Genomic DNA, 22,108 nt, shown 5'->3' on the forward strand with positions numbered 1-22,108 from the left:
ACGAGTCAAGCCACGACAGGCTCGCGTCGTACTGCGGCCTGGCGCCGCGCAACTGCCAGGCGGGGACCTCGATCTCCTCGGTGACGGCATCGCGCCAAGGCAACAAAAGGCTGAAGAACCTGCTCATATTCTCGTGCAACGACCTTACCCGGACAGAGGGCAGATGGAGCGACTACTACGCCAGGTGCCGAGAACGGGGCATGCCGCACGGCAAGGCGCTCAAAACGCTGGCGCGAAAGAGGTTGAAGGTCACCTACGCGATCATGCGGGACAGGGTGCCCTAAGCCGCCTAGTCGAAACGCAGCACTCCGAACAGACTGGAGTCTGCCGGTCGAAAGGCCTGGCGTCAGCATTTCGCGATTCAATCTCGCGAACGGCATTCCCCGGTTGACAAAACTATAGGAACACCTGTGCTGTTACTCCTGCTATGCGCGTGATTGAGTATCCGCTAGCTTAAACACTGCTGAATATCGCGTAACAGCACCGCCGTTATCATGTGTTGGCATCTGGGCAGACGCTGGTCCTTGTGCCCTTTTATTGCTAGCGCTCCATCTGCAGCACTGCCGCATGATGGCCTTTCCCATGTCGGCCCAGATCGCGTCTATGTGAAACCTCCTCGTTCAGTCGACCGCATGGCGGCGCGAGTGTAACGGGATGCCTGGAGATGCATTTAATAGCGGTGCCCGACGGCAATATTCGGTCAGGAAGACAGCGGTGCTGATTCGCAATACAGGTGGTGTCGAAAGGGCCTAGGACTCATGTGATTGCATAAGCCGCAACAGTGCTGAAAAGGCTAACTGCTTTTGTTCGTGCATTGGCATCATATTCATAAAAACAACCGGTCCCGACGTTGAATCTAAAATCATCGTTTAGCATTGATCCTGGCTGTTTCCAGAAAGCCACTAGTTTTTTTAACTCATACATGAAAAGGAGGTGACGAAAATGGAGAAAGAAGAAATCGAGCTGGCCAGCGATAAATCGGCTTCCGACATCGAGATCACTGTTGAAGAACTTCTGGACTTCGGCATTGATGTTGATCAGGTTATACAGCGCCGCTGCTAAGGTCTGATAACACAATCGCCTCCGTTTAATGTGACGGAGGCGATTCCTATTCGCCCGAAAGAAAGGAGCTCAAGTTGAAGGTTGATTTCACTCTGATCAATCCGGTGAATCACTGCAGGAAGACCCTTGTTGATAATCTGGCCATCTTGAATCTAAGGGCCGTTTCTGAAGCAGCGGGATTTTCAACTCACGTTATTGACTTTCAGCGTAAGTTCCTCGAAGAAGAAAAGACTTTTTCAAAAGAAATCTATCGGTGGTTCTCCGACGAAATAAAAGCAATCGACTCCCATGTTTTTGGTGTTTCGATCATGAACGCCTCTTATATCTGGGGCATCATGATAGCGAAGATTATTAAACGGGCGCATCCCGAATCGGTTATCATATTTGGTGGTCCCCAGATCACTTCACTTCGAGAAATGGTTTTTCAGGATTGTCCCGAGGTTGACTTTCTATCGATCTTTGATGGGGAAGAAACCCTCCCGCTTCTACTCGAATATATTGCTTGCGGCGCTCAGGGCGATTTACCTAAAAATTCGATTTCTAAAACCGGGGATTCTGGATTATGCGAGTTGATTGAATACGACATTAACAACCTTCCGGAACTCGACTACTCCAATTCATACGGCATGAACGTGGTCAACATTGAGGCAGGTAGAGGTTGCCCGTTTAATTGCTACTATTGCTCATCCAGAGTGCTTCTCGGTCAGAAAGCGCGATTTCTTAATGTCGACAAACTGCTCGAAACCTCGCAGCGTGTCTACGATTGCATGGCAAAAACCGGCACTCTTTCTTCAATTAACTATAATCATGATAACTTTTTAGCATCGCACAAGTACTTCTTTGAATTTGCAGTCAAAAAATATGCAATGAATTATGATTTCAAATACAACTGTGAGGGACGAATCGATACGATAACTCCCGAGATCATTGGCCTACTTAAGGCAACCGGATGTATCTCCGTATTTGTTGGCTTGGAAACTGGCTCGCAAAGAATACAGCGAATCTGCCGGAAAAACTTGAATCTTAAAAAAGTAATTCCTACCGTAAAATCCATCATTTCCTCTGGCATGAGATTCGAAACCAATTTTATCATCGGTTTTCCAGAAGAAACATATTCCGAAGTACTCGACACCCTTGCCCTTGCTCAAGAAGTCGCGTCGACCAGTTTTATGTCAAACGTTGACTTTTCCTATATGAGCCCAGAGCCTCTTACTGATGTTGCTCAAGGGGTGAATAAAGAGGATTATATCATCGTAAAAGAATCTCAGTATTACTTAGATTTACTTGCTGCCGGAATTGACCCAAACAGCCTGTCACCTCTTCATTTCAATCATCTGTACACAGTCAGAAATGAAAATTACGACATTCTTGACGTGCTCGCGCGTGCCGATACGTATTTTGATTTGATAAACCATTTTAAATTCGCAACCTACCTTATGATTCATCGAGATGGTAGAAGCATTGAAGATATTTTTGAAATGTGTCGCGATCGTGATGCATTTGCCGTTGCAGAAAGCTATACGGCAACTCTAGATCAAGCTGGTGTGTATTATGCGGTTTCTTGTTTCGAAATCGACCGGCTGGCAATAGTTCGTCGAGAAGAAAGAGCGCAGGATGTCCTATTCTATCGATACCCTGTTCAAAAGCTTTATCAGCTCTTCATTGAGACTATGAACATTTCAGGCTTCGAATCAGTGGCGAGCACCCCGACAAAAATAGTCGTTAGGAGTGCCAAATGAATAAGAATGCCACTGCGCAGCTGCACATCTATTCCGCCTTTTTCGTTCTCGCGGGATTTGTTTTAAATCGGGGAGTGTTTCTACTTTTCCTTGCGGAGAAAGGAATGTCTGTCACGGAAATCGCGCTTTATCAAGCCCTGTTTAACATTGCAACGGTCGTCCTCGAGCTGCCAACAGGGCTGATAGGCGATTTCTTTGGAAAGAAGTTCTCGATTCAAGTGGGCGTGCTGCTGCTTTTCTTCCATACGGCTGGCATGCTGTTGATCTCAGGCCCCTTTCTCGTCGCGCTTTCCCTTGTTGAGGCACTCGCCTACTCCCTTCAATCGGGATCCGAACAAGCACTTTTATATGAAATTGCCCGAAATGCCGGTCAAGGAGAGCGCTTCCTCACCATCAACGCTCGGCTGCTTGCCGCGCAATCAATCGCGACGGGAGTGGCAATCGTACTTGGATCATTCATTGCCCAAGTATCTTGGAGTGCCCTCTACGTATGCGTTTCCGTTTTCTATCTCCTGCAGCTTTTCCTTCTGTATCCCATTGAGAGGATGGAAACGACCCATTCCAAAAACTCTGGGGAGGAAAGGTTTGACGTAGCCAAGGTCTTCAGACGCGAAACCTGGTGCATTGGAGAATCCGCTTTTGCGGTGTTGCTTCTTCTAATCGGCACAAGCATGCTCGATGGATTCTATGGGAGTTATTACAACTTGAATCAGTTGGTATTCGACGCATTTGATGCTCCCGTCTCCATAATAGGAATCTTTTTCGGTGCATCCTATGCAGTAAATGCGACGGCCTACATTGCAGCAGATTTCTTCTCATCGCGTTTCGGGAAAAGAAATACCATGCTCGGCTCGATGCTAATCGAGGCCGGTCTTTTCATGATTCTTCCGTGGTTCGCTTCAAATCCGCTGTGTTTGTTTGGCCTTAGCATGGTGCTTTGTTTTCTCCCAGAAGTGGTGTACATCACTTCGGAAAACTTAATCCAAGACGCGATAGCGGACGATCTCCGCGCGACGATCCTTTCCGTCGCGTCTCTGGTAAGGGCTCTCTTTTCTGCAATGTTTTTCTCCATATTTGGATATGTGTTGGGGTTATATCCCATTCAGATAGCGCTCGGTGTTATTGGCGCAATCGCGATAGCAATTACCGCCGTTGTTTCTTTAAAAATGGTAGGAATACATGTCTCCAAGAATTGATATATCGATTGACGAGCTGCCCGAAGCGTCGAGCCTTCTTGATGGACATGACTATTCGTCACAAATCATTCAGCGTATCGCCGGGGTTCCAGTAATACTCGATGCATCGGGATGCCCTCATTCCCCTTTTTTCGAAGTTGAATATGATGACAGGACGATTAGGTTTACAAGTCGACATGATAATGAGCATATTGTCGAGTTGGGGAGGAAGCTTGACTACGTCCATCACAATTGCAGCGGCTTTCTAAAGACTTTCTTTTTGAGAATAGATGTAATTGATGGTCACTGCTATTCGCTAAGCAATCATGCAAAGTCGCTGTCCATTGCATTCCGGACCGGAGGAAGGGTGGGACCATTTTTACATCTCCTCTCTTCTCACTATTTTTGTGTCAATGATTTTTCTGTTACGCAAATCGGAAGGCAGAAAGTCAAACTGAGCAGCGCTGCGTGCACTCAGACTATGACGATAAAGCGCATCGAGAATAGATGGATTGACGTCTTGTGTTTTCTTCTCGGAAGAACCATGGCAAGCTGCAATACAAACATGCCCTTATTAATTGAGCGCTATTGCAAGAGCGCGCGGCTGCACCATGGATTATCTGGCATAGAGGCTGTTATCGTTTTTTCAAACAAGCACTCTCCCTATTTCGCCGACGAAGAAGGACGTAGGAACATCCTCTCTCTCGTTGACACAGAGGCAATCAGAAGACTTCTGTCGCCGAAACTGAAAGATCCTTCCTTCGATTACGGCGTGAATAAATCCGATGAACAAAGAGAGATAACTGCGAAATTATCAATTTCATACGACAAATACTACCCCAATAAAAAGATTGTAAAACTTATAGCGCTTCAATTAGCATCGTCAGGCAGGTATCATCCAAAACTCATGTCGAGTGATTATTTCTCTCCTCAATCGGATTGGGCGGATGTACACCTGCTTTTAATTCCGAATACTTTCAATGACCCTATTTTTATCTACTATCAACTCGCACTACTGACGGGCTTGGGCAACCGCATGCGTCTCCAAAAGTATTTATCGGTTTTGAGCAGGTATTTTTCTGGCATGATTTCGCGCCAGGCGTTTAACGAGAGAGCCGTCGAACTGTTTGGCGAGGCTGCGTGTTTTCTGCCGATCGGACGACTCTCCAGCGCCTTCTTCATGCGAAACACTTTTCCAGAAGAAGGCTTGAGGGAAAGGATATTAAATGTTCTATTGGAACGATAGTGCTTATATCAGGAGAGATTCCAACGAACTTATATTGCAAGGATTAAAATCGCGAGTGAGGGTCAAAATCTCTGATTTGAGTACAAATCTTTTTGAGCAGCTCGCCAAACAAAATACGATAGATGAGACGAACCTTGAAGCTCGCGAGCAACGATTCTTGCTGAGGCTCAACGAACTTGGTTTTCTAGAGACTGAAGAATACGAGCTGGAATCACCCCACTCGAGGACAGCTCGCTTTTTGTCTTATTATTCCGACGCTCCGCTGACGTTACTTAAGCAAATCGGCGCCGTTCATCTTGCCATCGTTGGTATGGGCGGCATAGGGCAGGTGGTGGCGGAGCATTTGGCTGCTGCTGGAGTTCGGCATTTTACATTAATCGACGGGGATCGAGTTGAGAGGTCAAACGTAAATCGTCAGTTTCTTGTTGGTCCCGACGAAATAGGAGAAGCAAAAGTAGAGGCAGTTTCCAAAACACTTGTTAATCGCTATCCGGATCTTTCGCTTAATCCAGTTGCGTCTTACGTCCGCTCTGCCGAAGAACTCATGCGTTGCGTTCCTTCGAGGACTTCAATGCTTGTTTGCGCTGCAGACAGTGGGGAGGGGGTCAATCCCAGGTCAATAGTTCTTGAAGCATGTATAGAAAAGGACATCCCCTGTGCATTTTGTGCTGTTGGAGTAGCTGATGGGGAAATTGGTCCTATTCTCGAAAAGCAGAGCGATATGAAATCCTATCTCTCTTTCCTCCAGCGAGCCGAAGAGAACATAGTCCGCATGCCCGTACCAAAGGGATCAATTTGTTTTACGAACACTCTTGTGGGAACTGCGCTAGCAATGGAGATATACCGATATCTTTGTACAGGATCGAGCCCCATGCATCAACATACATGCTTCTGCTCCTTCATGAACTTTAAGGGTTTAATGTACAAGAGGGTAGGCAGCGAGAATGATACGAATTCTGTAAAGAAATCCCTGTGAAGCATTGGCTTGACAATGTCTGACGGCACTGTCGGACATCTACGCGTGGGACAAGCGAGTAACGCGAGCGATTTCAGGCCACTAGTGGCCCCAGCTGCGGCTTTGCCGCAGGTTCAATGTCAGACATTTTCAATGTCTGACATTGAACGAAGCTGGCGTGCAAAATGGCCTCACAAGGCCATTTTGCACCGTCTCAGGGGCGCGATTCAGGGTTTGCCGCTGCGTCCGTTATCGTAATAACAAGGCGCGCGAGTGTCCTTCCCCCGGTCCAAGGGCGGAGCCCTGGCAAGCGCCGAACCGCCCGGGTCGGCGGCAGATTTGTACACACATTTACGATGGGGGTACAAGTATGCGTCTCTTGCGAGATTTTTCATCTCACAGCACATTTCACGGCAAACCATCGCCGCGCTTAGATCGCCTCGGTATCCGGTAGCGAACCTTTTACCGAGACGCACCGGAGACATTGCGTAACTGTGTCATGCCGCAACAATGTAAAAGTGTGACTGCCGAACTGTGTAATAACGCAATAACGTAACAACGTTATTGCGTCACTTTTTAACACCGCCAAGGGCGCCGGGTTTTTAGGGCAGAGCCCTAGTGCGCCGCCGGGCTTTGTACGGCGGCGCACTACACTTGCGGAAAATTTTCAGGCGCGATTAGTTCAATGTTCAATTGTTCTGCTATTCAACAGTCACGTTGTTCTGTTATTTCGATTTGCCGTAATCGCACAGATACGCTACTACGTAGTTACGTTATGACACAGTCGCGTTGTGTCATAGTTCGGTTCCGCAAGAGTCGTACGCCGCCGTACAAAACTGCGTTTTGCCCGACGGCGTACGTTTTAGGGCTCTGCCCTAAAACCCGGCACACGGCAAAACGAAATAACAGAACTATGTAATAACGACATTACGTAAATACGGCATTACTGAAAAAGTGAATACCGTTGACACTCCCCGTAGTTGAAACCAGGGGTTTTACGACGGTTTTAATAATCTATGTGGTCAATATGATGCCGTTGAACCAGCGTATCGATACCGCTCAGCCATTCGCCTCGCCCCCGCCGCGCGTATCTTCATCCGGTCTGTTACTTTTAGTCTAACAATTCTTTGAGGAACGTAGGTGCTTCTAAATGTACTGTCGACTTCTTCTCAAACTAATCCTAAGAGACAGGGCCGTATGGATTTGTACGCTCGTTCTCGCTGCAGCCTTTTCCGTCCCCATTGCGTTCAATTCACCCATCTACGGGCCCTTCTTTATGAAGCAGGGCATGCAGGGCTTTGTCGACGCATTCAATACGCGCGCGCCCCAGGCCAGCGGCACAGACCTATCTCCAGAGCAGCAAGATGACGCGGAGCTTGCAAGATACGCGAACGCCGCCCTCGCCGCTCAAACCGACGCCGCCTTTCTCGATTCTGCCGAGAGCTACTACGCGCTCATGGGCGAAGGCTTCCAATCCGGGTCCATCGTGGGAGACCGAGAGACCAATGACGCGGCGCTCGCATATTGCCGTGCCCTGAGCAGCTCCGGCATCACGGATATCCCGGCCTCCGCAAGCGACCTGCCATTCCTTTCCTTCCTGCCTTACGCCATTGCCACGGCGCCGTCTTTCCTTCCCTTCATCCCCTTCCTTCTCTCGTCGATACTCGTGCTCGGCGCCACAAGGCCCGGGACCCTGGCGGCAAAGGCGCCCGCGCCCAAATTCCGGCGCCTTATCCAGATCGTGTTTTCGATAATCGCCGCGGGGACCGCGATGCTCCTCGCCGGCCTCGCACCCGGGGGCATTTACGCCTTGGTCCTAAACGGCTTCGGGCAAATTGGGTACCCGATCGCCTTCTTCCATGACGGCGCGCTTACCACCACGACCGCGGGAAACGTCTTCACAGCCCTGCTTATCGCGCTTCTTGCGGGCGGAACCTTGATATCCGTTTGCTCCGCCGTCCTATCGACCGCAACGAGGCGCGTCCTCGCGGGCCCCCTTACCTCCGCGCTGCTTGTCGCGGCCCCGGCATTCCCGTTACTGTCCGATTCGGCACTAGGGCATAACGCCGCGCTCAATCTCCTGCCGCTGGCCGTGTTCTCGCCTATCGAGGCAACGGGTTACGTGGGATGCTTCCCGACAGAATTCATTGGCTCCGGTTCGGGCGGCGCATCGATGCTTGCCGTGGCCCTGGCATACGTCGCGGTGTTCTTTGCGGTCGGCGCCGTTGCGACACGTTCGCCCAAACAGCCTGGACCCGCGAAAAAGCACCATGGGCTCGAGCTTCTGGACGCGAGCGTGGGATACGGGAGCACGACGATACTTTCGATCGGATCGCTTTCCTTGGGCCCGGGAACGGCGGCGGGCCTCGTTGCCCCCAACGGCTCGGGGAAAACCACCCTTCTTGAAGCGCTGTCGGGCCAATTTCCCACCCGCATCCGCTCGGGAAGCCTGGCGGCAGACGGAATCTGCCAACGTCGATCAGCCGAATTTGCAGAACTCGTCTACCTGAGCTCTTCGGGCGGCGCGGATCTCTATCCCACGCTATCGGCCCTCGAGCACCTTGCTTTCGTTAGGGAGGCGTGGAAATCGGCCGCCGACATCGACTCGCTCTGCGACTCCCTCGGAATCTCCCCATATCTCGACAAGCCGACCCGTAAACTCTCGACAGGAATGAAGCAGCAGGTAAAGCTTGCCATGGCGATAGCGACCGGTTGCCCGTACCTCATCCTCGATGAACCGCTGAACGGCCTCGATCCGGGAAAGCGGAAAACCTCCTGCGACGCGATGCGCAGCGAGGTGGCGCGGGGACGAAGCGTGCTCATTTCAAGCCATCTGCTCGACGACCTGGCAGACCTCACCAACTCGTTCTACTTCATCGAGGCCGGCACGCTCGTGGAAAAGATCAAGTCGTCCTCGCAGACGCTCAAGCAGGAATACCTCGATACATACGAGCGAGGTGAATGACATGAAACTATTTGAACAGCTGAAGTCCAATGCGTCGCGCATGGCTGTCTACGCCATCCTCGTGGCAACGGCTTTATGCGGAATCGCGGCACCCGTCTATGCGCTCAACGGGGAGAAAGGCGATGTCGAACCCGCGTACATGGCTTCGACGGTTAAGGACCGGTACAAAGCCTTCTCTGGAGACGCGTTTTACGTAGCAGAGTACGACACGACCTACCGTCAGCTTCGCTACAACAAGGGCTACGACTATCTAGGCGCAGAGGCAATCAGCTATACGTCGGGTTGGTACCGCTCCAACTATGGACACATAACCCAGTTCAAGTGTAACTACCGTGTGTACAACTAAAGCAACCGGCTGGGACGAGGGGCGACGCAAAAGCGTCGCCCCCGTTTTTAACCATGCCAGCTGAACCTGGTTCAGGCTTCAATGCAAGAAGAAGCAGGCCGAGGATAGGAGACATTAAGGCTAATAGCCCGAACTCGTTGCCCGACCGTCACTATTAGTGACTATTAGACAGGACTTGCGGACGATACAGCTAATAGTCGGTACTTGCAAATCACCCGCGTGTACCGAAAGGTATGGCAGGAGAGGCTGCCGATACGCTGCGCGCTAGATGCCGATCGTATCGATGGGTGCGATGGTGATGCCGTCCGGCGTCGTGTGGGTAGGCATCCCGAACCCGATGACGATGAGCTTAGCCGCAGGCGGTCTTTCCCCGCGCTCGACCAGCTTCCGCTCTAGGCGAAGCAGGTTCTCGGATGCCTCCGGCACCTGCGGGCTTCCTAGCTTGACCTCGACCGCGATCCATGACCCGTCGCGCCTGTGGACGATGGCATCGACTTCCAGATCGTCGGCGTCGTGGTAATGCGAGACGGAGGCGTCGTTGACCGCCGCATAGACCTTGAGATCGTGCAGGACGATGGACTCGAAGAGCAGGCCGAGGGTCTTCGGGTCGGCCGTCAACGACTTGGGATTCGCGCCGAGCAGCGCCACGGCGAGCGAGGGGTCCGCGAGATGTCGCTTAGCGCCCTGGCGCAACCTCACCGGGGATCTGAGCGCCGGGTGCCACGCCGGGATGTCGTCGACGATATTGATCCGTCGCAGCGCGTCCATGTAACTCGCAATTGTGTTCTTCGATATGTCGCCGTCCAGATCCCTTTCAATGGCTTTCGTGCCGGAAAGAGTCGACTCGTTGCGAGCGAGCGAGCAGAGCAGGGACCTGACCTTTTCCGGGTCGCGTCTCACTCCGTCGATTCTTGAGACATCGGATTCGCACACGCCATCGATATAGGCAGCCGATATCCGCATCGCTTCGGCGGTCGTCCTGCCGACCGCCTGAGGCCAACCGCCGCGGCAGAGAATATCGGCAACACCGCTGATGCCATCGATGGACCCGAGCGATGTTTTAACAGGATCGCCTGCAAACAGCGCACCGATCGAAACCGCACCAGACGAGACGCCAAGTTCGGAAAGCGTCATGGTGTCCATCCGCAGGCGGGAGATGCGCCCGACGCCGCTGTGCATCGGTCGGTCCGCATCGTTCGGCGTCGCCGAGCCGGTAAGGATAAACTGCCCTGGTTCCCCTCCCCTCGCATCGCACTCGAAACGCACTGCGTCCCATAGCTTCGGCTCCTCCTGCCACTCGTCGATGAGTCGCGGCGCCGCACCGGTTATCGCCTGAGCCGGGTCGAGGCGAGCGAGTTGAAGCGCCGCGAAGCCGCCAGCGGGATCGGAGAGAGAAAGCGATGACTCCGCAAAGCGGTGCGCCGTCGTCGTCTTCCCGCACCATTTCGGTCCCTGAACAAGTACCGCGCCGAAAATGACGAGGTCTCGTTCGATCAGCCGATCGACGCATCGGTCTATATATCTATTCACTAGTGCACCCCACTTCTTAAACAGATAAATTATACTGTTTATCTGCTGCGTTGGGACAATTGCAGGTAATTCATTGGGACAATTGCAGGTAATTCATTGGGACAATTGCAGGTTGAACTATGAAGCTTGTACTAAAAGAAAGCCTATAAGAATGTAGGATGCATATAGCGCACGGGAGCGCTTATAGGCTTGGCAGAGCCGGCGCCCTGCGCGGATGGAAACAGTTTGGGGTTTTCTCCCAGCAGCTGAAGCCGCCCTAGTAGGGGCGGCTTCAGTCATTTAAAGGGATGAGCCCGTGCATCTCTCCCTTACCGGAATCAAGCCTTTCTGCAGCTACCTCTAGGTGTTTCTGGTTCTCTTTGCTCCAGAAAGGATCAATCTCCTCGACCGGGGTTCCAGTGATCTCGGTGACATCGTCGGCATCGACCTTGAGCTTTGCGACGATTTCTTTCACCACCCGGCGCCGTGCCTCATCTTTGATCTCCTCGCCGACCTCGCCAAACTCCATCGACGGCCCGTCCTTGCTCACCGGTCCATACATATGGATCCCCCTTTTTCAATCCATCTATTGCGATGGATCTTCTAGAAATTGGGCAAAAGCGTACTCATGCAACGTTGCATGAGTACACAATACACCGCATTATCGCGCTACGTTTCTTGCGGCAACGTAGAACCGGCAGTACTCCGGCTTGAAGACGAACTCAACAGTCCCGGTCGCCCCCATTCGGTTTTTAGCAACGATGACATTCGCGATGCCCTTGGCCGGGCGTCCATCCATGTTCGCCTCTCGATCGTCGGCTGAACGGTCCAAGAACATAACGATATCGGCGTCCTGTTCGATCGAGCCGGAGTCGCGAAGATCAGACAACTGGGGCACTTTTCCGACGCGACTCTCAACCTGCCGAGAAAGCTGGGATAACGCAATGACGGGAACGTTAAGCTCCTTTGCGAGGATCTTGAGCGAACGGGAGATCTTGCCGATCTGAACGTTCCTGCTCTCGAACTTGCTTCCCTTGGGATCATCAACCAGCTGCAGGTAGTCGACGATGATGATTCCCTTTCCTTGCCCGCGAAGCATGCGCCTCGCCTTGGCGCGAATGGACGCGACGGTCGTTCCGGGCGTGTCGTCGATGTCGATTGGCAGAGCACTCACGGATGCCACGATGTTCTCAGCCAGGGCGCGGTCGCCCTCCTTGATAAGCCCATCCCTGATGGCTCCGATGGTCAAGCCGCTTGAAGCGCCGGCCGACGCGCTCGCGAGTATGCGCTGTCCTATTTCGGTAGCAGTCATCTCCAGCGAGAAGAGGCATACCTTCGTACCAACGCTTGCGATCGATGTTGCCAGATTGATTGCGAAAGCACTCTTACCGACCGCTGGCCGAGCGCCGAGGACGATGAGCTGTCCAGGCTCGAACGAACCGATAAGCTCATCGAGCTTGGAGAATCCAGTTTTGACATGGTCCGTCGCTCCGCCCGTCCTGGTCGCCTCGGCGGAATCGAGGACGAGACGTAAAGCGCTTTCCATGCTCTTGTAATCGCTTGGGACGGATTGCTCGGTCGCGGCGAGAAAGGTGTCCTGGACTGCGGAGATGTATTCCGCGGTGTCTATCGGCGGGTTATTGGTTAGCGACGTTACTTCAGCGGTCGCGGCGATGACATTACGGCGAGCGGTGTCACGTCGCAGGATGTCAACGTAGTGCTCATACGACGCCTGAGCAAAGTCGTCCGAGATGAGTTCGATGACGTATGCCTCGCCACCGACGGCAGCGAGCTTTCCGCTGCTCCGAAGCCCATCGATGACGGAGACGCAGTCGGCCCCGATACCCTTCGCATCAAGATCGCAAATCGCCTTGAAGATCGTCCTGTTCGACGGAGAGAAAAAATCTGACTCCGTGCAACTTGCCACGATTTCCACGCGTGAAACGCGGTTCGTCATGGCGGCGGCCAGCACTTTCTTTTCTGCTTCGATGTTGGACGGGAGTTTCGTTGGTAACGGCATATTTGGCCTTCCTACTGCGTACCAATGCAACGTTGCATGAATACGCAGTTGAATAATTTGCTATTTTCTAGATATTTTCTAGAAAATATCTAGATTTATCCCTTAATGCGCACTGATGCAACGTTGCATCAGTGCGCATTTACTTATTTCTCTTTCTCGACTTCTTGAGAATCGCTTCCAGTGCTCGTGTACGGTCATCTTCGAGACGGACCGCAGCAACAGCGGCCCCCGACGCGATTTCCGGCACGACCTGCTTTCCCTGCTTCTTGAGCTCAATGAAACCTTGCTCGGCAAGATGCTTCCTAGCCTTTTGGAGCGCGGAGACGGAAATACCCAGGAGCTCTGCCAGCTCCGGGTTCTTCATCGCGCCGCGGGGGTGGTCCAGCAGACTTTGGGACACGAGGTCGCCGAACACGACACAGGCTGCATCGTGGAACGCATCACTTGCAAGCATGAATCGCGGCACGTGAAGGAACTGACCGCTAATCAATTCGCTTTTGGACATGCCGACAAAGTTACCGATTTCATCAAAGTCAACCGAAAGAGCCCCGCTTTCCGAGCGCACGACCCATCCCCAACCAACCATCTCGTTGATGGTTGTACTCACTCGGCACCGATCGATATCAAGTTCGACGGCCGTTGACTCACGAAGCTCGGAAAGACCAGATCCGATATGCGAGAGCAGGATAACGGTTCCGATCGAGCATTTGCGTCCATTCGGCATCGTCTTACCAACCACCGAAACGAGACCGAGGCGCACGAGAAGCCATGGATAGTCCTTGAGCTCACGGGTTGCGACGGGGCGCTGCAGCACAGGCGCTGCAGCGGAAGTACCCAGATTGCCTCCACCAACCGAAAGCTCGGTTTGGAACACGAACGGCGCAGGGGCATCATTCGATTTTTCAGATTGACTGCCGACGGCGGCAGCCAGAGCGTTGGCCAAGCTGGTCATGATTATCACGACCTCTAGCCGACAGCATCATCTGCCAAGGTACATCCACAAAAACCAGCGGTAGAACCGAAGGTACTATGGTATGATGTCCTTGACAAATCGATATCACGTCGGAAAGAAAGACTCATTTGCTTGGCGGCTGCGAGTCTTTTTTTCTGCCTATTTTTCCTCATCGCCAGCCCGATCCTCGCGCTCATGAAGCATCTGGTTGCGCAAAAGCACGCCGATATACCCGGACTTGTTCATTCCGGTCTGCTCGGTAACCTCGGTAAGATAATCCACGAGCTCAACGGGAAGGGTGAGCAACACGCGCTTCTTGGACGGAGTTGCGTCCTTCTTGGATTCCATCTCAAATACCTTTCTGGCCGAATTTACATTGCAAATAGTATATCCGTATATATCACGATGTTCAAATATATTTCTTCACGGTTGAATGCGTTGTCATAACCCCTTAACGCGTACTCATGCAACGTTGCATCAGTACATAACGTTGCATGAGTACGCACATAGCGTTGCATGAGTACACATTTATGTTGCATCAGTACGTGATAAATAGGGGTTAACGTTGCATGAGTACATGTCCCTATATATGTAGAGAAAAGAGAATTGAGAATTAAGAGAGAGGGCCACAAGTGGCCTAGAACCCTTGCTTGAAACTCACTGAAAGACGAACGTCTTTTTGTAATCGTGAGGTGACTACAGATAGGGCATCTTTTTCAGCTGCTATCCATTCCGACATTCAGTCGACCTCACGTCTAGACCACGGAAACGGCCACAGAATCGAATATCTGACACTTTGGAACCAATTCGACCGTATTCCTCAGACTGCATTATTTCGATGCCTTAAATCGGATCTGAGAGCCTACAAGAAAGAAAAAGCACCTTCCGGTGCTCTTCTTGACTGACGTTTGATTAAGATATGTTCGCGAAATGCGATATCAGGATGCTTGTTCCAATTCTTCAATCAGATTGAGCAATCGGTTTACGGCTGGTCCTAGAAGGTCTGAAAGAGCGAGCGTGATTTCACTCCCTGATTCCTCCATTGCCATTGCGAGGCCCTTTAGGCCATGAAGCTCGATGGCGAACTTGTCGTAAATTTCGGCGCGCGTCTCCTCGGCCGTTTTCGTCGAGTCTTCGATGGCATCCTCTGGGATGGTGAACGAATCAATATTGTCGCTCTCTTCGAGCAGGCCGAGCAATCGGTTTACGGCTGGGCCGAGAAGGTCGGCCAGCGCGAACAGGGCTTCGTTTTCGGATGTGTTCATCACCTGCGAAAGCCCGCTGAGCCCACAGAGCTCCGTGGTGATGTCGCCGCTGAGCTTCCTGCGTTTCTCGCTTTGAGTCATATCGGCTCCTTTTCTCATCGATTCCGAAACTAACCTATCGGTCTTCGTTTTCCGCCTCTTTAAGCAGTTCATCGACAGCGTTCTGCATCACAGCTGTCATCGTCCTGCCCTCCTGCTTGCAGTAGGCCTTCAGGGCTGCGTGCTTCTTTGCCGACACGTAAAACGTAATCATCTTGCGCTCGTCGGTCCCGGCATCACCCTTGTGTGCGGTGTCCTGGTTGTCCATGAGACGCTTTTTGGCCGGCTTGGTGTTGTTGTTGGCAAATGCATTGAAGTTATTTTTAACGGCCATTCAGGGCCTCCCTGAGCTCGCTGTAGACGTCATCGTATCCGTAGAGTGCCGATCCGAACGGCAGCCCGAAGTAGCCCTTCAGGTCCTCCTTCTGGCGGATCGCCGTGTCGAAGTAGGAAATACCGCCGGCGGCAAGGTTTTCCTGCGCAGCCTTGAAACCGTTGGTGTTCGTCAGCACGCGGGTAAGAAGCACGGCGTACGGCCTCCCGTTCGCTTCCATCGTTTTCACGGTCTCGGCCGTTTTCACGAGGTCTGCGTTGCCGGTGCCAGTCGGCACGATGACGAAGTCCGACGCGTCCTGCGCCGCGTCCAAGATGGCCCCATTGGGTGGGCAATCGATGAAGGCCCAGCGGCCCGGATCGCCTTTGAACTTCTTCGCCGCCCGTTTGACGGTTGCGGGGTTCGCGGCGTCGACGGCGAAGGGAAGTTCCTCGCCGTTGTCCTCGGCGTTATCGGCCCAGAAGGTGGCCGATCCTTGCGGGTCCGCGTCGAGTACGACGACTTCCTTGCCGTCGCGAGCGGCGGCCGTCGCGAGCGCGATGCAGCTCGTCGTCTTGCCCACACCGCCCTTCAGATTGATCAGCGAAACGATCATTTTTGCACCGGTCCTCTCCATAATTCTTCTAGAACATTTCTAGAAACCTTCTAGATTCATTTTACCGCACCGCAATGCTCCATAACCCATGAATCCCTGCAAATCTAGAAATACTCTAGAAATTTTATAGAAACTTACTAGAAGATTTCTAGATACAATCACGATCACGCGTACCTTTCTGGTTTGCGCCTTGATACGATAAATGAAGACTCAGTTGGGAGAGGGAGGGGGTTGTGGTGACTGGCTTTTGGCAAGTGTTTGCACTTCTGGGCCACCTCGGTTTTGCAACGGTCCTTACCGTATGGCCGAACGACTTCGGCCGTCATCCCCGCCTTATCCGTGCCATCGGCATTCTCTGGTTGATCACCGGCGCCCCGCGCGTTCTTCGATTTGGCCTAGCTATTTGAGAAGCGACGGCGCGGCAGACAAGCAGATTAAGGTGGGAGGAAATGACCAGGCGCCCACCGCGCCGCCATCCAAAGTGTATCGCTCGCCTTCGGCCTAATAGTTCCTAATAGTGCCCATGCACCTGACTATTAGCGACTATTAACCTAAAGACCCTGAAAATTCGTCTATTAACCGGTATTACCGCAGGAAGATAGCCAAATCCAGACGCCTCAACACCCGGAAGCCAACAATTTATTTCTATAATTCTTCTAGAAAATCCCTAGAAACCTTATAGAAGAATTATAGATTCAACTCATGCTGCGTCCCTTTTCGTTTCGGGCATACTGTCGGCAAGAAGACGATTTCAAGGAGGCGGACATGCTCCAGAACGTACTTGGCAGCGACGGACAGATGCACGTCGAGAACCAGGTCGGCAACATGAGAATCGACCTCACGACCGGTGAGACCAAGACGGTCGTTCCGTGAGCCGGTGGTATGAACACGGTCATTGGCCCCGACGGGACCCATACCGAGTTTCAGACCGGCCAGATGCGCCAGACTCTCGGTAAGCCCGGGTTCGACTGGTTGTTCAATAAGCACTGACAAACGGTCGGTAAAACATAGGCGCTCTTAAAAATATGTGACCATAAGACCAGGCTAACATGTGCTCACAGACATATAGTCACAGTTGTAGATCGGTTTAATCTGTGTCCCTTAAGCTGAAGCTGCCTCAACGAACCGTGGCTGGCGAGACGAAAAAGGGGAATCCCTTTTGCGGGATTCCCCTTTCCGAGTCGTTATGCGATTTGTCCTACATCTGCCCGCGGCGCTTCTTCTGGTCGAGGAAGACGCCGGCCGCCACAAGGACGGTACCGCCGATGGCGAACGTCTCGCCGATGAGTCCCGCGCAGCGGACTCCGGGCGAGGGCTGGAGCAAGTTGATGGAAGACCTTACCGATTTGCGGAAGGTTTTGCCCGAAGAATCCGGCACCGCCGGATTCTTTTGGAATGGCTTCTCGTTTGATTGCTTTCCTATCGTTTGCCCCCAGACTGGGCGTCTAAAAAGGCGGCCGAACCGGCCGCCCACAAATAAATAAACATTTACCGAATGTAAGAGGAGAGGAACGATGTACATTACTCCCAGTGCCCGGCCACATCCACGACCCAGTGCCTACCGGTCGCCTGCTGCTCGTAATGTCCCTGGTCCTCGCTTGTGGTATATGAGTCGTCGGTGTAGCCATCATGGTTCTGACCTTGAGCATACATCGCGTCGCTATGGGCATAGAATCCGTTCTTCGAGTCGAAGGTCGCGCCGCAGGCGTTGCAGATGAAGCGGCCGTGGCGCACGTACACGACGTTCGGGACCCAGACCTGGCCGTAGTCGGTCTCCCAGTGCCCCTGCTCGGCAACCCACTTCTTCTGACTACCGCTGTTTGAAGTAGAGTTATTACTGCCAGAGCCCTGCGAATTGCCGGAATTCTGCTTGGACTGGGAGGAATCGCCCTTGTTGTCCGACTTCGAGGAATCGGAAGACTTGTTATCCTCCTTCTTGGAGGCATCGGACTGCTCGTCCTTGCCGTCGGATTCTTTCTTCTCCTCGGTCTTGGTTCCAGAGGTTTGCGCCGCCTTTTCTTCGCTCGCCTTCTTTTTGTCTTTATTCTTTACCGCTGTGGCGGCCCTTTCCGTAGAGCCGCTTCCTTGCTTTGCAACGCTGGCACATCCAAGTTGAGGTGCCGAAAGGCACACCAGAAGCGCAACGATAATAGCCTTTGTTCTCACGCCGATCTCCCTGCCCATGAAACCGGGCGTTGGACACCAGCCGATATCCAACGCCCGGCTCGCTTTTACATCTGCTCGCGGCGCTTCTTCTGGTCGAGGAAGACGCCGACCGCCACGAGGACGGTACCGCCGATGGCGAACGTCTCGCCGATGAGTCCCGCGCGGTCACCGGTCTGGGCGAGGCTGCCGGGCTGGGCGGTATCCGTGCCGGCGAGGTGCTTCGGGGTGTATGCCGCCTGCTGCTTTGCCGCCTCCTCTGCCTCCTGTCGTGCGATCTCATCGGAAAGCTTCTGCTCCGCTGCGATGCGGTCGGACTTCGCCAACTCGTAGGCGGCGAGTGCCGCATCGTAGCCGGGCTGGAGCTCGTCCACCGCGGCCTGCTTCTCGTCCAGGATGGCCTTGGCGGGCGCGACCTTGGCACGTGCCTCGACTGCTGCGGCGAAAAGCGCGTTGAGGGCGTCATCCGCGTTCGCGTCATGGCCGGAAGCGATCGCCGCGCCGGTATCGATGGAGTTCAGCTTCGACAGCTTGGCGTCTGCCTGTGCCTTCGCCTGCTCGGCGGCGGAGACCAGGGACTCGGCGGCGATGGCGTCAGCCTTTGCGGCATCGAGTTCGGCCTTGGTGTCATTGACGGCCTTTGCCGCATCCTGCTCGCGCTGCTGTGCCTCTGCGAGCTTCGCGGCAAGGCCGGTGAGGATGTCGAGGTTCGACTGTGCGGCCTCGAGATCAGTCTGGGAGCCGGTGAGCTTGTCGGCGGCAACGCCGGTGTCGGCCTTTGCGGCATCGACGGCACGCTGGGCATCCGCGAGGGCGCTTGCGGTGCCGTCCGCCTTTTGCTTGGCGTCGGCGAGGACGGTTGCCTTCTCGGTCTGCTCGGCTGCCGCCGCGTCGTGGACGCTCTTTGCGGTATCGAGCGCCTTCTTGGCGTCGGCGACGTCCTGGAAGAACTTCGCGAGGTCGGCGTTCGCATCGTCCACGCCCTGCTGCTTGGATGCGGTGTCTGCCTTGGCGGAGTCCAGCTTGGACTGTGCGGCCGTTACGGCTGCAGTGGCGGCATCGAGGGCGCCCAGCTTCTGCTGGACGGTCGACTTTGCCGTAACGACTGCCGCGTTGGCGGCATCGAGGTTCGATTTCGCCGCATCCAGCTCGGCCTGGGCATCCGTGACGCCCTGCTGCTTGGCGGCGACATCGCGCCCTGTCGCGTTCACGGCCTCCTGCGCATCGGCGACGCCCTGCTTCGCGGCAACGACGGCGGTCTGTGCGGAATCCGCTGCGACCTGCTTCTGCTGGACGGTTGCGGCGGCGTCGGTGGCTGCCTGCTGCTTGGATGCGAGATCGGCCTTGGCTGCGTCGAGTGCGCTCTTGGCGTTCTTGAGACCGTTGATATAGGAGGTCAGCTTCTGCTCGTACTCGTCGACGGAGATGGGGTTCATGTTCCAGCCGGAGCCTGCCCAACCGCCGTATTGCAGCGTGAGCGAGAACGTCAAACGGGTGTCATTGTTCAGACCGCATCCCATGACAGCATAGTCAGGGTTGATGATGTTCATGTAATGGCCGATGCTGAAGTAATCGAACTTATCCTGATTGGCGTACCAGAAGTCGTAGGCATCCTTTCCGGAAAGATTCGTCGCACCAAGGGAGGCTGCAGTCTTGTCAAACAGGTCCTTTTCCTGATAGATCCAAGCCTTGCAGGGATCGCGATAGCTCCAGGCAAGGTTTTCACCAACATCGAACTGCTGGGCATGCTCTAGATTTTTCGTCGAATAGTTTGCATCTGCGATCGACGCCGCAATGAGCTTGTAGGTGACCTGGAGCTCGGAGAGACCGACGGACTTGCGGTATGCGTTCACATTCTTCATGACTGTGATGGACGAAAGCATGTTTTCAAGGCCCGTGGCGTCGAGACTGTTTCCGATTTCGGTGTAGTCCTTGTACGTACAGTTCTGGATGATCTCGATGGCTGAATCGGCACCCATGGCACGGAAGAAGCCGATGGCTCCCTGCTTGAGTTGCGCGTCGGCGGAGTCGAGTTTCGCCTGTGCCTCGTCGACCTTCTGCTGGGCGGCGGTCACGGCCGCATCGGCGGTGTCCTTTGCGGTCTTGGCGCTCGCGAGCTCTTCGTCGGCGGCTGCCTTTGCGGACTCGGCATCCTTGACGGCCTGCTTCGCTGCATCCAGCCTGGCGATGGCATCGGCGTTCGCCTGCTTGGCCGCATCGAGGGCGGAGTTCGCGGCATCGAGTGCGGATCGGGCCTCAACCACGCCGGCCTCGGCATTGACTGCCGCTTGCTGCTTCGCGGAGAGGGACGCCTGGGCGTCATTCAGATCGGTCTGTGCCGTTGCCGCAGCGGACTGCGCCTGTTCGAGCTCGGACTCGCACTGGGTCTGCACCGCTCGTGCGGCGGCGAGGGTTGCCTCTGCGTCCGCGACCTTCTTCTTTGCCGCATCGTACTCCGGACCGCTGGCGCCGGCCTCCGCTGCGGCGAGGTCGGCTTTCGCCTTCTCGTAGGCGGCGCTGGCGGCTGCGGCCTTCGCATCCGCCGCGTCCTTGTTCTGCTGGGCTGCGACAAGGACGGAATCGGCGGAATCCTTGGCAGACTGGGCCGCAACCAGCTTGGACTGGGCATCGGCAAGCGTCGCGTTGGCGCGGTCGAGCTCGGCCTGCGCCTTGCTCACGGCATCCTGGGCGTCGCGCACGACCTGCTCGGCGGCACTGATTGCCTCCGGGGTGGCGCCTGCGGCATCGGCCTTCGCTTTATCGAGGGCGTCCTTGGCATCCCGGGCCGCCTTGAGGGCGGACTGGTATGCTTCACCCTTCTCGGACGCATCCGCCTTGGCGTCTGCGAGACCCGCCTTCGCCTGCTCGAGGTCCTTGCCGGCGGCATCGGCGGCGTCCTTGCCCTCCGCGACCTGACGGGCGTACTCGTCCATTGCCGCTCGGTTGGCTGCCGTGCCGGCGCTGACTGCCGAATCGTAGGATGCCTTGGCCTGGTCGCGGGCGGAAGCCGCCTCGTTGTAGGGACCGGCGGCCTCATCGTAGGATGCCTTGGCGGCGTCCTCCTTCGCCTTCGCCTCGTCGACCGCCTTCTGCAGGTCCGCGATGGTCTGTGCGACGGATTTCGCGCCGGTACCGGATGCCGCGCCGGCGTGGGCGGCGATCGGCGACATCACGGCGGGGTGCTGCGTGCCCCCGTCACCGGTCTGGGCGAATGCCGCGAACGGTGAGATGAGGCTCGATCCGGTCATGGCGGCCATGGTCGCCGCGGTGACGGTCAGACGCGCGATCCCCTTCGGAGTGTGAATCTTTTTGCTTGGCAGTGCGGCGAAGTGATCGCCACCGGCAGCGAAGTGCTTTCCCTGGGTCATTGTGCTGTTCCGTTCCTTTTCCGTGCCCTATCCGACTGGGCATCAGAGCGCTTTCCAATAGAGATAATTATGCGCCTTAACTGGGATTGTTGTATATAGTCCGTTGGCTTTTATACAACAATCCATGACTCTTTTTGTCATGGATACGACGCTTCAGAAATCATTCGGCATGAGATGCAAAGAGCTCCGCGCTGGACTCGGGTGCAGTCAGGAGCAGTTCGCCAATTTGATTGAAATGGATCGTTCCTACTACGCGAGCATTGAAGTCGGTCGGCGTAATGTCAGCCTCTCAAATCTCAAGAAGATTGCCGACGGATTTCAAATCACCATTTCGGAGCTCATGCGCGGTGTTGAGTAGATGATTTTCACTTCGTG

General features: G+C 54.3%; 19 protein-coding genes. 8 read left to right on the forward strand and 11 right to left on the reverse strand.

Annotated elements, in window-relative coordinates; translation table 11 throughout:
• The 7 genes from GDJ93_RS04915 to GDJ93_RS04945 form a co-directional block, all read left to right on the forward strand.
• A partial coding sequence (locus tag GDJ93_RS04915) for a transposase (protein ID WP_152067957.1) occupies positions 1-284 on the forward strand: 284 nt, incomplete at its 5' end.
• 852 nt (positions 285-1,136) lie between these two features.
• A complete protein-coding gene (locus tag GDJ93_RS04920) occupies positions 1,137-2,801 on the forward strand; it encodes a B12-binding domain-containing radical SAM protein (RefSeq protein ID WP_152067958.1) in 1,665 nt (554 codons plus the stop codon).
• Positions 2,798-3,997, forward strand: a complete 1,200-nt coding sequence (locus GDJ93_RS04925; protein WP_152067959.1) for an MFS transporter — start codon at positions 2,798-2,800, stop codon at positions 3,995-3,997. The genes GDJ93_RS04920 and GDJ93_RS04925 overlap by 4 nt, the downstream gene beginning before the upstream one ends.
• On the forward strand, positions 3,981-5,222 hold the full coding sequence (locus GDJ93_RS04930; protein WP_152067960.1) for a hypothetical protein: 1,242 nt from the start codon (positions 3,981-3,983) through the stop codon (positions 5,220-5,222). Before GDJ93_RS04925 ends, GDJ93_RS04930 begins: the two co-directional genes overlap by 17 nt.
• Entirely contained in the window at positions 5,203-6,198 is a 996-nt protein-coding gene (locus tag GDJ93_RS04935) for a ThiF family adenylyltransferase (protein ID WP_152067961.1), read from the forward strand. Before GDJ93_RS04930 ends, GDJ93_RS04935 begins: the two co-directional genes overlap by 20 nt.
• Positions 6,199-7,453: 1,255 nt before the next feature.
• Entirely contained in the window at positions 7,454-9,142 is a 1,689-nt protein-coding gene (locus GDJ93_RS04940; RefSeq protein ID WP_193221454.1) for an ATP-binding cassette domain-containing protein, read from the forward strand.
• Position 9,143: 1 nt separating this feature from the next.
• Positions 9,144-9,488 carry a hypothetical protein gene (locus tag GDJ93_RS04945; RefSeq protein WP_152067963.1) on the forward strand — a complete coding sequence of 115 codons (345 nt, stop codon included), beginning with the start codon at positions 9,144-9,146 and terminating at the stop codon, positions 9,486-9,488.
• 264 nt (positions 9,489-9,752) lie between these two features.
• Here GDJ93_RS04945 and GDJ93_RS04950 read toward each other — a convergent pair whose 3' ends face one another.
• From GDJ93_RS04950 to GDJ93_RS05000, 11 genes are all read right to left on the reverse strand, one after another.
• The gene (locus GDJ93_RS04950) at positions 9,753-11,018 is read right to left on the reverse strand and encodes an ATP-binding protein (protein ID WP_152067964.1); all 1,266 of its coding nucleotides are present in this window, start codon (positions 11,016-11,018) and stop codon (positions 9,753-9,755) included.
• Positions 11,019-11,289: 271 nt separating this feature from the next.
• A complete protein-coding gene (locus tag GDJ93_RS04955) occupies positions 11,290-11,559 on the reverse strand; it encodes a hypothetical protein (protein ID WP_152067965.1) in 270 nt (89 codons plus the stop codon).
• A 99-nt stretch (positions 11,560-11,658) separates the two neighbouring features.
• Complete coding sequence (gene dnaB / locus GDJ93_RS04960) at positions 11,659-13,017, reverse strand: replicative DNA helicase (RefSeq protein ID WP_152067966.1); 1,359 nt, start codon at positions 13,015-13,017, stop codon at positions 11,659-11,661.
• Between the two features lie 139 nt (positions 13,018-13,156).
• Entirely contained in the window at positions 13,157-13,969 is an 813-nt protein-coding gene (locus tag GDJ93_RS04965) for a helix-turn-helix domain-containing protein (protein WP_152067967.1), read from the reverse strand.
• A gap of 159 nt (positions 13,970-14,128) precedes the next feature.
• Entirely contained in the window at positions 14,129-14,317 is a 189-nt protein-coding gene (locus GDJ93_RS04970; RefSeq protein WP_152067968.1) for a hypothetical protein, read from the reverse strand.
• 590 nt (positions 14,318-14,907) lie between these two features.
• Positions 14,908-15,315 carry a hypothetical protein gene (locus tag GDJ93_RS04975; protein WP_152067969.1) on the reverse strand — a complete coding sequence of 136 codons (408 nt, stop codon included), beginning with the start codon at positions 15,313-15,315 and terminating at the stop codon, positions 14,908-14,910.
• A 34-nt stretch (positions 15,316-15,349) separates the two neighbouring features.
• A complete protein-coding gene (locus GDJ93_RS04980) occupies positions 15,350-15,607 on the reverse strand; it encodes a plasmid partition protein ParG (protein WP_152067970.1) in 258 nt (85 codons plus the stop codon).
• Positions 15,597-16,223 (reverse strand): nucleotide-binding protein, encoded by a 627-nt coding sequence (locus GDJ93_RS04985; RefSeq protein ID WP_152067971.1) that lies wholly within the window; start codon positions 16,221-16,223, stop codon positions 15,597-15,599. Before GDJ93_RS04985 ends, GDJ93_RS04980 begins: the two co-directional genes overlap by 11 nt.
• 1,177 nt (positions 16,224-17,400) lie before the next feature.
• Positions 17,401-17,580, reverse strand: a complete 180-nt coding sequence (locus GDJ93_RS04990) for a hypothetical protein (protein ID WP_152067972.1) — start codon at positions 17,578-17,580, stop codon at positions 17,401-17,403.
• A gap of 143 nt (positions 17,581-17,723) precedes the next feature.
• Complete coding sequence (locus tag GDJ93_RS04995) at positions 17,724-18,368, reverse strand: hypothetical protein (protein ID WP_226812478.1); 645 nt, start codon at positions 18,366-18,368, stop codon at positions 17,724-17,726.
• Positions 18,369-18,433: 65 nt separating this feature from the next.
• Complete coding sequence (locus GDJ93_RS05000) at positions 18,434-21,733, reverse strand: CAP domain-containing protein (RefSeq protein WP_152067973.1); 3,300 nt, start codon at positions 21,731-21,733, stop codon at positions 18,434-18,436.
• Positions 21,734-21,872: 139 nt separating this feature from the next.
• Here GDJ93_RS05000 and GDJ93_RS05005 point away from each other — a divergent pair, with 139 nt between their 5' ends.
• Positions 21,873-22,091: a helix-turn-helix domain-containing protein gene (locus GDJ93_RS05005; protein WP_226812479.1), complete on the forward strand. Its 219-nt coding sequence runs from the start codon at positions 21,873-21,875 to the stop codon at positions 22,089-22,091.
• The last annotated feature ends 17 nt before the right edge of the window (positions 22,092-22,108 follow it).

Origin of the sequence: Collinsella aerofaciens (genome assembly GCF_902501475.1) — a bacterium.
Classification (GTDB): domain Bacteria; phylum Actinomycetota; class Coriobacteriia; order Coriobacteriales; family Coriobacteriaceae; genus Collinsella; species Collinsella aerofaciens_AL.